The 13046-nt window shown below is 34.3% G+C and carries 15 protein-coding genes, 1 tRNA gene and 1 pseudogene; 6 read left to right on the top strand and 11 right to left on the bottom strand.

The features are described from left to right. The 4 genes and pseudogenes from ureC to VNJ50_RS05760 all read right to left on the bottom strand — a co-directional run. Positions 1 to 304 (bottom strand): annotated as a pseudogene (gene ureC, locus VNJ50_RS05775) (urease subunit alpha); the annotation flags it as partial. Further along, positions 301 to 675: an urease subunit beta gene (locus VNJ50_RS05770; RefSeq protein WP_325579912.1), complete on the bottom strand. Its 375-nt coding sequence runs from the start codon at positions 673 to 675 to the stop codon at positions 301 to 303. The pseudogene ureC and the gene VNJ50_RS05770, both read right to left, overlap by 4 nt. A gap of 15 nt (positions 676 to 690) precedes the next feature. Next, positions 691 to 993, bottom strand: a complete 303-nt coding sequence (gene ureA, locus VNJ50_RS05765) for an urease subunit gamma (RefSeq protein ID WP_325579910.1) — start codon at positions 991 to 993, stop codon at positions 691 to 693. Positions 994 to 1839: 846 nt separating this feature from the next. Next, positions 1840 to 1913, bottom strand: a tRNA-Met gene (locus tag VNJ50_RS05760). Between the two features lie 193 nt (positions 1914 to 2106). Between VNJ50_RS05760 and VNJ50_RS05755 the strand changes: the two genes are divergently transcribed. Together VNJ50_RS05755 and VNJ50_RS05750 are read left to right on the top strand one after the other, a co-directional pair. Then, positions 2107 to 2499 carry an START-like domain-containing protein gene (locus VNJ50_RS05755; protein WP_325579908.1) on the top strand — a complete coding sequence of 131 codons (393 nt, stop codon included), beginning with the start codon at positions 2107 to 2109 and terminating at the stop codon, positions 2497 to 2499. 60 nt (positions 2500 to 2559) lie between these two features. Beyond that, positions 2560 to 3405 (top strand): aminotransferase class IV, encoded by an 846-nt coding sequence (locus VNJ50_RS05750; RefSeq protein ID WP_325579906.1) that lies wholly within the window; start codon positions 2560 to 2562, stop codon positions 3403 to 3405. Here the strand turns inward: VNJ50_RS05750 and VNJ50_RS05745 are convergent. The 5 genes from VNJ50_RS05745 to VNJ50_RS05725 form a co-directional block, all read right to left on the bottom strand. After that, positions 3402 to 3962 carry a YqgE/AlgH family protein gene (locus VNJ50_RS05745; RefSeq protein ID WP_325579904.1) on the bottom strand — a complete coding sequence of 187 codons (561 nt, stop codon included), beginning with the start codon at positions 3960 to 3962 and terminating at the stop codon, positions 3402 to 3404. The genes VNJ50_RS05750 and VNJ50_RS05745 overlap by 4 nt on opposite strands. Positions 3963 to 4086: 124 nt before the next feature. Beyond that, a complete protein-coding gene (locus tag VNJ50_RS05740) occupies positions 4087 to 4359 on the bottom strand; it encodes an HU family DNA-binding protein (RefSeq protein WP_325579902.1) in 273 nt (90 codons plus the stop codon). A 193-nt stretch (positions 4360 to 4552) separates the two neighbouring features. Continuing rightward, the gene (gene fmt, locus VNJ50_RS05735) at positions 4553 to 5506 is read right to left on the bottom strand and encodes a methionyl-tRNA formyltransferase (protein WP_325579901.1); all 954 of its coding nucleotides are present in this window, start codon (positions 5504 to 5506) and stop codon (positions 4553 to 4555) included. Continuing rightward, positions 5503 to 7407: a RecQ family ATP-dependent DNA helicase gene (locus VNJ50_RS05730; protein WP_325579899.1), complete on the bottom strand. Its 1905-nt coding sequence runs from the start codon at positions 7405 to 7407 to the stop codon at positions 5503 to 5505. The genes fmt and VNJ50_RS05730 overlap by 4 nt, the downstream gene beginning before the upstream one ends. Continuing rightward, positions 7407 to 7949, bottom strand: a complete 543-nt coding sequence (locus VNJ50_RS05725) for an ATP-binding protein (RefSeq protein WP_325579897.1) — start codon at positions 7947 to 7949, stop codon at positions 7407 to 7409. The genes VNJ50_RS05730 and VNJ50_RS05725 overlap by 1 nt, the downstream gene beginning before the upstream one ends. A 91-nt stretch (positions 7950 to 8040) precedes the next feature. Between VNJ50_RS05725 and VNJ50_RS05720 the strand changes: the two genes are divergently transcribed. From VNJ50_RS05720 to murA, 3 genes are all read left to right on the top strand, one after another. Beyond that, positions 8041 to 8334, top strand: a complete 294-nt coding sequence (locus VNJ50_RS05720) for a DUF493 domain-containing protein (protein WP_325579895.1) — start codon at positions 8041 to 8043, stop codon at positions 8332 to 8334. Positions 8335 to 8674: 340 nt separating this feature from the next. Beyond that, the gene (locus tag VNJ50_RS05715) at positions 8675 to 9322 is read left to right on the top strand and encodes a DUF4290 domain-containing protein (RefSeq protein ID WP_325579893.1); all 648 of its coding nucleotides are present in this window, start codon (positions 8675 to 8677) and stop codon (positions 9320 to 9322) included. Between the two features lie 6 nt (positions 9323 to 9328). After that, on the top strand, positions 9329 to 10645 hold the full coding sequence (gene murA / locus VNJ50_RS05710; protein ID WP_325579891.1) for a UDP-N-acetylglucosamine 1-carboxyvinyltransferase: 1317 nt from the start codon (positions 9329 to 9331) through the stop codon (positions 10643 to 10645). 179 nt (positions 10646 to 10824) lie between these two features. Here the strand turns inward: murA and VNJ50_RS05705 are convergent, their stop codons facing one another. Further along, on the bottom strand, positions 10825 to 11076 hold the full coding sequence (locus tag VNJ50_RS05705; RefSeq protein WP_325579889.1) for a hypothetical protein: 252 nt from the start codon (positions 11074 to 11076) through the stop codon (positions 10825 to 10827). 221 nt (positions 11077 to 11297) lie between these two features. Here VNJ50_RS05705 and VNJ50_RS05700 point away from each other — a divergent pair, with 221 nt between their 5' ends. After that, entirely contained in the window at positions 11298 to 12143 is an 846-nt protein-coding gene (locus VNJ50_RS05700) for a DUF2911 domain-containing protein (RefSeq protein WP_325579887.1), read from the top strand. A gap of 80 nt (positions 12144 to 12223) precedes the next feature. Here VNJ50_RS05700 and VNJ50_RS05695 read toward each other — a convergent pair. After that, a partial coding sequence (locus VNJ50_RS05695) for a Gfo/Idh/MocA family oxidoreductase (protein WP_325579885.1) occupies positions 12224 to 13046 on the bottom strand: 823 nt, incomplete at its 5' end.

The raw sequence follows: 13046 nt of genomic DNA, 5'->3' as shown, positions 1-13046 counted from the left end.
CAATTCCTACAATTTTTCCGTCCTTAACACCAACATCACCTTTTATAATACCCCAATGATCAACAACGATGACGTTGAGAATCACTAAATCTAGAACGTTCTCATCGCGCGTTTTGGTTGCTGATTGAGCCATGCCGTCTCTTACGGTTTTTCCACCGCCAAACGTGCTTTCCTCACCATAATGGTCACTATTGAAATCTTTTTCAATTTGGATAAATAATTCGGTGTCACCCAAGCGAATTTTGTCCCCAACAGTAGGGCCATAAATATTGGCGTACTTAATTCTATCTACTTTAAAGCTCATGATTTTATATTTTTAAAGTTTTGAGATTTCATTTTTTTCATTGCTTTTTCTAAGCTTTCTTTGGAATTTGTGTCTCCTTGAGTGAGGTTACTGGCACCGTACAGTTTTTGAAGTCCTCCAAAACTTATAAGCTGTACTTCAGTTGATTCACCAGGCTCAAAGCGTTTTGCCGTTCCTGCCAAAATATCCAAACGTTTTCCAAATGCTTTTTCACGATCAAAAGCAATTTCTTTATTGATTTCAAAAAAGTGGAAATGAGAGCCTACCTGTATTGGGCGATCGCCAGTATTGATAACTTTTATAGTAATACTTTCTTTATTGGCATTACAAACAATTTTCTCTTCCTTTAAAATATATTCTCCTGGTATCATAATTATTAAATTTTATTAACGAATTGGTTTGGTAACGGTCACCAGTTTTGTACCATCAGGAAAAGTGGCTTCTATCTGAACATCTTGGATCATTTCTGGGACGCCTTCCATGACATCTTCCCGAGTTAAAAAGGTTGCTCCAAGTTGCATTAATTCTGCTACTCTTTTGCCGTCTCTAGCCAATTCATGTAATCTTGAACTTATCAATGCTATCGCCTCAGGGTAATTTAATTTTACGCCTCTTGCTTTTCGTTTTTCAGCGAGTTCACCTGCTAAAAAAAGCATAAGCTTTTCTGTTTCTCTAGAAGTTAATTTCATAATCGTTTAATTTTATTTAAAGATATTAAAACTTATTTCTTGTTTTATTATTATGTTCTCATAATTTACTTACGAAAATATCATATAATGTGTTTTATATTAGGTGTTTGGATGATGTTTGTTCTATTGGTAGATCAATATCCGGATGTTAAGTTTATAACCCATTTAATCTAAAAATGATTGTTTAAGTATTCTTGACTAGGTTGGCATTTCTGAAAGACATCGACCTATTGACATTTAAAACTACTGCACATAAAAGCTAAATGAATTCATCGTTTGTTTTTGAAGCTTCAGTTTTGTAATATTTAAAAAAACTAATAAGAAGTATTCTTTCTCGCCATTAAGTACACTTATAGATGTCCAAGTGCTGCTTTTGAAAGGGTTTGACGTCTATGCGTCGGAAAAATAAGAAACGTTTGTATTTCTAAACTTTAAGTTATTGGTGTTTGACATCGGCCTTAAATTTTAGTGTATTCTAAAATAATCATAGTTGATCTATGGATTTAGGTTGAAAAAGTGTTGAAACTGGTATTTAATAATCGTTGGCATCAAAAAAAATATATTGAGGACATAAACTTAAATATCAGGATCATAAATAAAAATTCAATTCCGATTTTTAGATGTAAATCTTTAGTGAAATTACGATAAAAAAGAATGCTAAATTGATTTTCATAAAATTTTAATTTGATCTTTAAATGACTGAAATAAGTGAGGGTTTTTTAAACCGAAAGATCTCATAGCCTTATAGCAAAGAGTACAAAAAGATGGGATTGTTTTTGTTAGAAGTGTTTTTTGGGTAAAATAAAAAAAGCAGCTACAAGTTCATGTAACTGCCTCATTTTCAAGTAGCGAGAGGGGGGCACGATCCCCCGACCTCCGGGTTATGAATCCGACGCTCTAACCAACTGAGCTACCTCGCCATTATTCATCTTACAAGAACTATTTAGTTTTGATACCGTAGCTCCATGTATTTATTTGAGGCTGCAAATATAAAAACAAAATTAACGTTCGCAAACATTAAATTCATTAAAAGCCATATAAAATTTTTTTAGGACAATTTGTCTTTAAACTAAACTATTAATTATATATTGACCGTGTAAATAAAATAGATCTATGGAAGACAAAATTAAATTTGAAATGGAATTCTCAATCCACTCATCGCCTCAACTTTTATATCAATATATATCCACGCCTTCAGGACTTTCTGAATGGTTTGCTGACAATGTAAATTCACGTGGTGAATTGTTTACCTTCATTTGGGATGACAGTGAGGAAAAAGCTAAATTATTGAGTAAAAAAATGGATGAACGCGTTAAGTTTAGATGGCTGACAGATGAAGAAGAGAATGAATCCTATTATTTTGAAATTAGAATTCAGGTCGATGAAATTACAAAAGACGTCTCTCTAATTGTTACTGATTTCATTTATGAAGATGAAGTTGAAGAAGCTAAGATGCTTTGGGAAAATCAAATTTCAGATTTAAAACAGGTTTTGGGCTCTGCTTAGATAGACTCTTTTTTTATAGTATATTTGTCTCGACTTTCTTAAAAACTACGAGATTTTTTTATGGTTAATTTTAACGGAACCCTCCACAATACTCCTGCAAATTTATTGTCTGTACAAAATAGAGGTTATGCCTATGGCGATGCTCTTTTTGAAACGCTAAGAGTGGTACATGGCAAAGTACTATTTATGGAAGATCATTATTTTAGATTGATGTCGTCCATGCGCATTTTAAGAATGGAGATACCAATGAATTTCACCATGGAATTTATTGAAAGTGAAATTCTAAAAACCGTGGAAGCCAATGCGCTGATGCAGTCAACTGCGAGAGTTCGGATTAATGTACATCGTGATGCTGACGGAAAATATGGCCCTTCTAGCAATGCTATTGGTTATAACATAGTTTCAGAACCTTTGGATTCTAATTTTTACACCTTAAATAAACCAACTTATACGGTTGATTTGTTCAAGGATTTTTATGTGGCCAAAGGCTTGCTTTCAACTTTAAAAACCAATAATAAAATCATCAATGTGCTGGGAAGTATTTTTGCAAGAGAAAATGATTTTGATACCTGTCTTTTGTTAAATACCGATAAAATGGTTATCGAGGCCTTGCATGGCAATTTGTTTTTGGTCAAAGATCGCGTCATAAAAACCCCGCCATTATCTGAGGGTTGCCTTAAAGGCATCATGAGAAAACAAATTATAGAATTGGTTGAAAAACTTGAAGGTTATATTTTGGAAGAGGTCCCGATTTCGCCCTTTGAACTGCAAAAGGCCGATGAGGTGTTTTTAACAAATACCATTTTAGGAATTCAACCCATAACAAAATATAGGAAAAAGGAATTTACGACAGAAGTGTCAAAATTACTCTTAGAGAAACTGAACATTAAAATAAGACTATCCTAATTATAACTTGGATGTTCTGGTGCATTGGACCAAATGCTGTATTCACCACCAAGTTCCAACATTTTTTCTTTCCAAAAACTGTCGTCTTTTTTTTCTATGATTGATTTTTTGTAGATGTTTTCGGTTACAATCCATGAATTGGTTTCTAACTCAGACTCCAATTGATTTGATCCCCATCCCGAATATCCAAGAAAAAACCTGATATCAGAGGCTTTTAGCTTGCCATTATTTATAAGTTCCAAAACCGCGTTAAAGTCGCCGCCCCAATAAATTCCCAATGAAATTTCAATACTTTCAGGAATTAAGTTTGGGGCCGTATGAATAAAATAAAGATTATCCTGTTCAACCGGACCGCCATTATAAACCTTAAATGGCATTGTAGAGTGAGGCAACAAATCATTTAAGGTGTATTTTAAAGGTTTGTTTAAAATAAACCCTACCGAACCTTCGGTTGTATGGTCAGCTAATAAAATTACCGAACGATTAAATGCAGTGTCTCCTATAATAGAGGGTTCGGCAATTAAAAGATGTCCTTTTTTTGGCTTTATCGTAATCATAATTATGATGATTTAATAATAAAGCTAAACCTTATTTTTTTAAAAAACAATTAATTTGTTAAAATAAGCGCAAAAAAAAGTCCACTCAAATGAGCAGACTCCTTTTGTATATCTAAATATAATATTAGTTCACAGCGTTGGTCAAATCAGCACCAGCTTTAAATTTCACTACGTTTTTCGCTTTGATTTGTATAGTGTCGCCCGTTTGTGGGTTTCTTCCTTCTCTTGCAGGTCTATTGGAAACTGACCAAGATCCGAAACCTACTAACGAAACTCTGTTACCACTTTTTAAAGAACCTTCAATATCAGCTAATAAAGAATCCAATGCTTTTTTTGCCGCAGCTTTGGTAATACCAGCACTTTCAGCCATTCCATTGATTAAATCTGTTTTGTTCATAAAATTAAATATTTTAATTATTATTATAAATTGGGTTAAACATTTTGTCAAATCCTTCTACAAAATTATACGGATTATCCATTAAAGCAAGTAAAGACAAGGGAAAAGCAAATTATTGTTAATAACTTCAAACATTTGTTAATAAGCACAATATGTTTTTGCTTTTTTTTGTATTCTCAATGTTATTAAGGGTTTAAAGCATTTTGTCACCATCAGAAAAATTAAAACCGTTCAAAAGTGACCGAATGTCCATTTTTCGTTTTTCGGGAAGCTGCATTTCATTAATCTTTATATAACCGCCTTTAACAGATACTTTTAACTCGGTTTTGGATGTTGTGATCGTTCCGATGGCGTCATTGTGGGATTTTTCTTCTTTTTCAACATCAAACAGTTTTACCATTAATAAGTCGTCATTCGTTTTGAGGTTAGTCCATGCCGAAGGGAAAGGATTCAAGCCTCGTATTTTATTGTAAATGCTGTCCAAGTTTTCATTCCAATCAATTTGACAGTTTTCCTTATTAAGTTTATATGCTGTTTTTGGTTGTTCAATTTTTGGCTGAATTGTAGTTTTGTCCTCTCCTGATTCTATTAGTTTTAAGGTTTCGATCACTAATTGACTACCTATATCTTGCAGCCGATCGTGTAGCGAACCAACGGTTTCATCCTTATAAATAGGTGTTTCTTTTTGTAAAATAATGGCACCGGTGTCAATTTTTTCATCGATAAAAAAAGTGGTTACCCCTGTTTTTTCTTCACCATTTATAATGGCCCAGTGGATAGGCGCAGCGCCTCGATAATCGGGGAGAAGGGAGGCATGTAAATTAAAAGTGCCATATTCGGGCATGTTCCAAACTACTTCTGGTAGCATCCTAAACGCAACAACTACTTGCAAATTGGCATTTAGCGACTGTAATTCGGTTAAAAAATCCTCGTCTTTCAAATTGACAGGTTGTAAGAGTTTCAAGTTTTGTGAAAGTGCATATTTTTTTACATCCGATTGATGGAGTTTTTGGCCACGACCTGCCGGCCTATCTGGAGCTGTAATCACACCGACAATTTGATAATTATTTTCAACCATTAATTTTAGGGTACCAACCGCAAATTCTGGAGTACCCATAAATACAATTCTTAAATCTCTCTTTTTCATGTGTGTTTTATTTTAAATGAATTGTTGGTTGTTATTTCTAAAATATTATTGGCCAACATTAATTTCAGGGTTTCTAAAATGTCCTTTTCAGAATATTCTAACTGTTCAACAAGCGTTCTGACGTTCATGGGTTCGTTTTCCAAAAGTAGAATAATATGCTGCGAAATGTTTTTGATGTCGTTTTTATCTGTTTTTGTTTTTTTGGAGATACATACTGAACAAATGCCACAGGCCTCACTTTTTGTCTCTCCAAAATATTCTAATAGCTGAACACTTTTGCAATGTTTGTCATCAGATATGTAATGGATTACTCCATTAATTTGGTCTTCTTTTAAACGGTGTTGTTGCTCAATAATACTAGCAATTCTATTAATGGTTTTGTCATCTTCGCGCGGCTGTAAAAACGTAAGTTCGGTATCGGTATTGGAATGTGTGAAGTCAATAATCCCATCTTGTTCAATTTTATATAAAATAGCAAGAACTTGATTTTGATCGCAATTAGATTTTTCTGAAACCAAGTTGAGGTCAATTTTTATTTGATGATCTAGAATTCCGCCATAAGTTCTTAAAATGGCTTTTATGACAGGTTCAAAAGATTTATGCGTGTTCAGATATCCAAATAATGCCTGATTGCTAATTAAAAACTGCAGTTTTGTTTGATAATTAAATTGCTGTACTATATTTATAACGCTCGTCCGATCCAATATTTGGATCACATTATAAGTCATGCTCGAAGGAAAATTATAGGCTTTGCAAAACGCATTAAAATTAAGCTGATGTTGTGTTAAATGACCTTCGCCATAGGATATTTGAAAATAGTTGCACAGTTTTCGATAGACTTGCTTTATAAAGTCTATGGAAGGCAATGTATCTAAAAACTGATTTTTCAATTTCTGTTCATCTGCCGCATTCTTTAAAATTACGGCAAATGATGGCTCTCCGTTTCTACCTGCACGACCAGCTTCCTGATAATAGCTTTCTAGGCTTTCGGGCAAATTAATATGGATGACGTTTTTGACATCGGGTTTGTCAATGCCCATCCCAAATGCAGTGGTAGCGACCATAACCGTTTTTTTGTTATGGCTCCATTGCTCCAGATGGTCATTTTTTTCTTTAGTACTAATGCCGCCATGATAATAGGTGGCAGAAATGCCCTTTGATTCTAAATAAGAATAGAGATCAATTGTGGCACGTCGGGTTCTGACGTAAATTATAGACGGTCCGGGATATTTTTTTAGGATTTGTTCAATTTTATAATGTTTATCATTACAGTCCAAAACCATATAGGCAATATTTGGTCTTTTAAAAGAAGCCTGAAACACTTTGGGAGCCATAAAATCAAGCTCAGTCATGATTTCTTGAACAACTTTGGGTTTGGCGGTAGCCGTTAAGGCTATTACATTAACAGAAGGATGCAACTGCCTTAAAATATTTATGTTTTTGTAAGCAGGTCTGAAGTCATTTCCCCACTGGCTTATACAATGCGCTTCATCAACAGCAATGAGATTTACCGGCATTTGTTGAATGCGATCCTGGACCAATGTTTGCTGTAAACGTTCGGGCGAAAGATAAAGAAACTTGTAATTGCCGTAAATGCAGTTGTCCAAAAGCGTATCTAAAGTTTGATAAGGAATACCACTAGTGATCGCCATAGCTTTAATGCCTTTGGCTTTAAGTTGGTCCACTTGATCCTTCATTAAGGCAATAAGCGGAGATATCACTATGCAGATACCTTCTCTAATTAATGCAGGAATTTGAAAACACACCGATTTTCCACCACCTGTAGGCAATAGTACAAAAGTATCTTCATTATTTAATACCGCATTGATAATGTCTTCTTGCAAAGGTCTGAAAGAGGTGTGATTCCAATAGCGTTCTAATATAATGACAGGATGTGACATTATTTTTTGTTTAGCGAATCGATGATGAAATCTACACGTTTTTCTACAGTGTCAAAAGGAATATCTATTAAACTATAATTAAATTTTTTATAGGTTTCCAAAAGATGTTCATGGATTATTTCTGATTGCTCAAAGGTTTCATAGCGTACGCTGTCACTTTTAAAAATTTCTTTCCAGGGTGCTAAAATAAAAATATCATCATAGGTATTATCCTTACAGATATTTGTAAAATGATCGGGATACTCACTCCCAAAAAAATCCATATAAGCCAAAACATCGGGCATGCCACGATCTAAAAAGACCGTTTTATTTTCCTGTTTTTCCGCTTCTATAAATTGTTTGGTGCGCCCTTCCAAGAGCAGCTGGCTAAACAAAAGTGGCTGGGTTAAAAAAAGCTGTTCGACGCCATTTTTTCTGGCATCGAGAGTTACTTGCCTCGAAATTTCATCAAAGCAAACATATCCTCTTCGTTTTAATTCGTCAATTATCGACGATTTTCCAGTTCCAGGACCTCCGGTTATTACAATTTTTCTAGTATTCAATTTGGCTAGATTTTATAGCAAAAATCGTAATTTAAATAGAAATTAAAAAATGTAAACTAAAATGTATATTTGCTGTTGAATTTGAATCATTATGAATACAGAGAAAAATCAAGAAGAATTTTACGACAAATTAAGATCACAATTGTATGCTACGACAAGCTGGCCTTCAGAATATCTTTATAAATTTATTGTAATATCAGAAAACCGTAAAATAGCAGAAATTGAAAATATTTTTGATAATATGGGAGCGGTAATCCTGACGAAACCTTCGGCAAACGGAAAATACACCAGCGTTTCCATTAATTTACAAATGCCAACACCCGAAGCAGTTATTGATAAATATAAGGAAGTAATAGAAAAAGTAGAAGGCGTTATTTCGTTGTAGATTTGCCAAATCGACCGTTTTAAAATCACTTAAAATAAAGTTATAAAACCGATTGTAATTCTGTTTTAAAACCAGTCAATTTCACTTCATTTCAGAAGTGATTTAATACTTTTTAAAGTTGAGAAACTTCTGAAAAACGCCTAGAGACCATTCTGCTAAGAAGATGTGATTTCTATGATTTTAAAATCTTTATCATTTTAAGATACTAGCATTTTAAGTTTTTCATAAACTTTAAGACCCTTATTAAAGATTCGTTATTTTTTTTTGTATTTTGCGTGCATACACAAAGTACAGTGGTGCCTACTAATGCGCACTGCTTTTTAACACTACACATTATATTTTGATAGAATTTTTAGAATACAATACCGAACGCGAACATCTGATTATTCCTGAATACGGACGTCACATGCAAAAGATGATCCATTATGCCAAAGAGCGCCCCACAAAAGAAGAGCGCAACCAAGTGGCCAAGGCTATTATTTCTGTAATGGGCAATTTGCAGCCACATTTAAGAGATGTTCCTGATTTTCAACATAAACTTTGGGATCAACTTTTTATTATGGCCGATTTTGATCTGGATGTTGATTCGCCATATCCAAAACCATTAAGAGATGAGTTACAAGCTCATCCAGAACCTTTAAGATATCCTCAAAATTTCCCGAAATACCGATTTTACGGCAATAATATCAAAACTATGATTGATGTTGCCAACACTTGGGAAGATGGCGATTTAAAAGAAGCGTTGATTTATACTATTGCCAATCATATGAAAAAGTGTTTTCTGAATTGGAATAAAGACACCGTTGAAGATGATGTTATTTTTCATCATTTGTATGAATTGTCAGGTGGGAAAATCAATTTGAAAGAGGAAGACGAAGACCTATCGGATGCTACTACCTTAATGCGGAGCAAAAAGAAATATGCATCCACAAATAAAAAATCGCACACTAAAAAAACAAATACCAACCGCAACAGAAAGCGTTACTAATCGTACATGTCAACATTTATAATTGAAGGAGGTCATCAATTAAAAGGAAGTATCCAACCTCAAGGCGCAAAAAACGAAGCATTACAAATTTTATGTGCTGTGCTTCTAACACCCGAAGTCGTTACTATTCATAATATACCCAATATTATAGACGTCAATAAGCTGATCATGCTTTTGGAAAAACTTGGCGTAAAAGTGAATAAGATTGGTGCGGGTTCTTATACTTTTCAAGCTGATGATGTCAATTTGGAATATTTGGAATCAGCTGAGTTTAAAGAAGACGGAAAAGGACTTAGAGGCTCTATTATGATCGTTGGGCCGCTTTTGGCACGTTTTGGAAAAGGATATATTCCAAAACCAGGAGGTGATAAAATCGGTCGTCGTCGTTTGGATACGCATTTTGAAGGTTTTATAAATTTGGGAGCTACTTTTCGATACAATCGCGAAGACCATTTTTATGGTGTTGAAGCTAATAAACTGAAAGGTACATTCATGCTTTTGGATGAAGCATCGGTAACAGGAACGGCCAATATTGTGATGGCTGCCGTTTTGGCCGAAGGCACAACCACTATTTACAATGCAGCGTGCGAGCCTTATTTGCAACAATTATGCAAAATGTTGAATAGAATGGGTGCCCAGATTACCGGTATTGGTTCAAACATGTTGATAATTGAAGGCGTAGATGCGCTCGGCGGAACTGAGCACAGGATGTTGCCCGATATGATTGAAATAGGCAGCTGGATTGGATTGGCCGCCATGACCAAAAGTGAATTGACCATTAAAAATGTAAGTTGGAACGATTTGGGTCAAATTCCCAATGTTTTTAGAAAACTTGGTATTACGGTAGAGCAAGTAGGTGAAGACATTCATATCCCAGCGCATGAAAATGGTTATGAAATACAAAATTATATCGATGGATCTATTTTAACTATTTCTGATGCGCCTTGGCCAGGGTTTACTCCCGATTTGCTGAGTATTATATTGGTCGTTGCTACACAGGCCAGAGGCGAGGTATTGGTGCATCAAAAAATGTTTGAAAGCCGATTGTTCTTTGTGGACAAACTGATCGATATGGGTGCAAAAATCATTCTTTGCGATCCACATCGCGCTACTGTTATCGGTCATGATTTCAAATCGACATTAAAAGCAACCACCATGACATCTCCTGATATTCGTGCAGGGATTTCATTGTTGATTGCAGCACTTTCTGCTAAAGGAACTTCAACCATTCATAATATTGAGCAGATTGATCGCGGTTATGAATATATTGATGAGCGTTTGAGAGCCATTGGCGCAAAGATTACGCGCGTGAATTCAAACTAATTATTATTGACGATTTTTATATACAAATGCTTCAGAGAAATCCTGAAGCATTTTTTTTAAACCAAAAAAATCGTATTCTTAATTTTATAAGTAAAAAAGTCCATTTTGAATTGTTCAAAATGGACTTTTTTAAGATTTAATAATTATTTATTGAGTTTTTTAGATAAAACAAATAGGAGTTACGCTGTTAGTGGTTTTCCTTTTAAACGTTTTTCAACTTTTTGTTTTATTACCGTTAAACGTTTCATGATATCCATGATTTGTTCATCTTTTTTGCGCTTGTAAATTTCGTTTAGGCCTAAAATTAAGGTTTTGGCTTGTCTCGAAATTTCTATTCTGTCACTCGTAGAGAGCGATCTTAGTTTTTGCTGTTCAAACTCAAGCGCTTCGTTGATGATATCTTGGTTTGAAGTACTAATTTGATTTGCCATAATATTAATTTAATTGCGAATATACCAAATCTTTAATGTTTTGTCTGTAACATTAAACAATATTTAACATAGTTAACAAGCTTGGTTTTATATTTTAATCTTTTGTTTATCAGAATTATATGTTTTCACGGGTGATTAATTTATTAGTTTGTTAACAGTTGAGAAATTTAAAAGATGTAATTTTACTTTGTTAAATTATTAACCAATAAAAATCAAATATTATGAAAAAAATTATGCTTTTTCTTGCCGTTTTAGGGATGGGGTTTTCGGCAAGTTCTCAAATTGAAACGCCTCAACCTAGTCCATTTTCTAAAGTTGAGCAAAAAGTAGGTTTAACGGATGTTACCTTGGAATATTCGCGTCCAAACATGAGAAATCGTACTATTTTTGGCGATTTGGTTCCTTATGGCAAAGTGTGGCGAATGGGTGCAAATAACAATACCAAAATTACTTTTAGTACAGACGTCACTGTTGAAGGAAAGACTTTAAAAGCTGGAACTTATGCGCTTTTTGCAATTCCAAACGAGAACAAATGGGACGTTGTTTTTTATTCAAATGCTAGTAATTGGGGAGCACCGCAAGAATTGGATCCGTCAAAAATTGCAGCTAAAGTATCTATAGAAACCTTTAAAATTCCGATGAACATTGAAACTTTTACTTTAGGATTTGATGATTTGTCCAACAACGGCGCGACACTCGGAATAAGTTGGGCCAATTTGTACGGTGGAGTTAAGTTTAAGGTGCCGACAGAAAAAACAGTAACGGCCAATATTGAGAGAGTTATGAATGGTCCGAGTGCAAGCGATTATTATGCCGCTGCGGTATATTATTATGAAGAAGGAAAAGATGCCAATCAATCTAAAATATGGATGGACAAAGCGATATCCATGACTCCAAATCCTGCTTTTTATCAATTAAGACAACAATCGTTGATTTATGCAAAAGCTGGTGATATGAAAGGTGCTATCGAAATTGCTAAAAAATCTTTGGCAGCATCAAAAGAAGCTGGAAATGCCGATTATGTTAAAATGAATACAGACAGCTTGAAACAATGGGGTGCCATGTAAATTTTATATTGAAATTATACAGCATTGTATATTTTTAATCAAAATTAGAACCTTTCAGTTTTTAGAGCTGAAAGGTTTTTTTATTCATATTTCAATCCGATAAGGTGTTTTACATCATCAATTAAAAACATCAAATTTTTACTAAACTCGTAAGTCATTAATGGGCTTTCTGTTTTTCCGTTTCGAAGAAGTTCATTAAAATGATCAATTTCGAAGTTGTAACCAAAAGTAGGTGTTTTAAAATCGTAGATTTTGTCTTTTCCGCCATAATGGATTGTAACCGACGAGGGTTGATGAAATCTCGAATGAATTTTAAGGATTCCTTTTTCGCAATAAAAAGTGGCTTCAGTAGGTGTTTTTTCTAAAAGGGTACTTTTTAAAAATGCTTTGACACCATCGTAATAATTAAAAATCATATCGCAGGACGCATCGGCACCATTCTCAAAAAACACAGCTTTTGCGTCTACATCAATGGGTTTTCCTAAAGTGGACAATGCAGCAAAAATGGGGTAGATCCCAATATCCAACAAACTGCCACCACCAAGTGATTTGTTGAAAACGCGAGAATTAATATCAAATTTGGACTGAAAACCAAAATCGGCTTCGAGCTTTGTGATATGACCGTATTTTCCAGATTTGAGTTCGTCTAAAACAAATTGGTAATGTGGCAAAAAATAGGTCCACAACGCTTCCATTAGCAATATATTATTGGCTTTTGCAACATTAATCATCTCTTCAACATCTTCACTATTCATGGCCAATGGCTTTTCGCACAACACGGCTTTTTTATGATTAAGGCATAAAATGCTATACTCTTTATGAAAACTATGTGGCGTTGCAATATACACGGCATCAATATTGGGATCTGTTATCAAATCTTCGTAGTTGCCATAAGCTTTTGTC

This window comes from Gelidibacter sp., from assembly GCF_035577925.1.
Lineage (GTDB): Bacteria > Bacteroidota > Bacteroidia > Flavobacteriales > Flavobacteriaceae > Gelidibacter.
Note: the sequence above shows the minus strand (reverse complement) of the source record. Positions and strands in the feature narration are given on the sequence as shown.

Excerpts from the sequence above, each read along its gene's own strand:
- VNJ50_RS05770 (WP_325579912.1), bottom strand. The coding sequence starts at position 675 with ATGATACCAGGAGAATATATTTTAAAGGAAGAGAAAATTGTTTGTAAT.
- ureA (WP_325579910.1), bottom strand. The coding sequence starts at position 993 with ATGAAATTAACTTCTAGAGAAACAGAAAAGCTTATGCTTTTTTTAGCA.
- VNJ50_RS05755 (WP_325579908.1), top strand. The coding sequence starts at position 2,107 with ATGGAAGACAAAATTAAATTTGAAATGGAATTCTCAATCCACTCATCG.
- VNJ50_RS05750 (WP_325579906.1), top strand. The coding sequence starts at position 2,560 with ATGGTTAATTTTAACGGAACCCTCCACAATACTCCTGCAAATTTATTG.
- VNJ50_RS05745 (WP_325579904.1), bottom strand. The coding sequence starts at position 3,962 with ATGATTACGATAAAGCCAAAAAAAGGACATCTTTTAATTGCCGAACCC.
- VNJ50_RS05740 (WP_325579902.1), bottom strand. The coding sequence starts at position 4,359 with ATGAACAAAACAGATTTAATCAATGGAATGGCTGAAAGTGCTGGTATT.
- fmt (WP_325579901.1), bottom strand. The coding sequence starts at position 5,506 with ATGAAAAAGAGAGATTTAAGAATTGTATTTATGGGTACTCCAGAATTT.
- VNJ50_RS05730 (WP_325579899.1), bottom strand. The coding sequence starts at position 7,407 with ATGTCACATCCTGTCATTATATTAGAACGCTATTGGAATCACACCTCT.
- VNJ50_RS05720 (WP_325579895.1), top strand. The coding sequence starts at position 8,041 with ATGAATACAGAGAAAAATCAAGAAGAATTTTACGACAAATTAAGATCA.
- murA (WP_325579891.1), top strand. The coding sequence starts at position 9,329 with ATGTCAACATTTATAATTGAAGGAGGTCATCAATTAAAAGGAAGTATC.
- VNJ50_RS05705 (WP_325579889.1), bottom strand. The coding sequence starts at position 11,076 with ATGGCAAATCAAATTAGTACTTCAAACCAAGATATCATCAACGAAGCG.
- VNJ50_RS05700 (WP_325579887.1), top strand. The coding sequence starts at position 11,298 with ATGAAAAAAATTATGCTTTTTCTTGCCGTTTTAGGGATGGGGTTTTCG.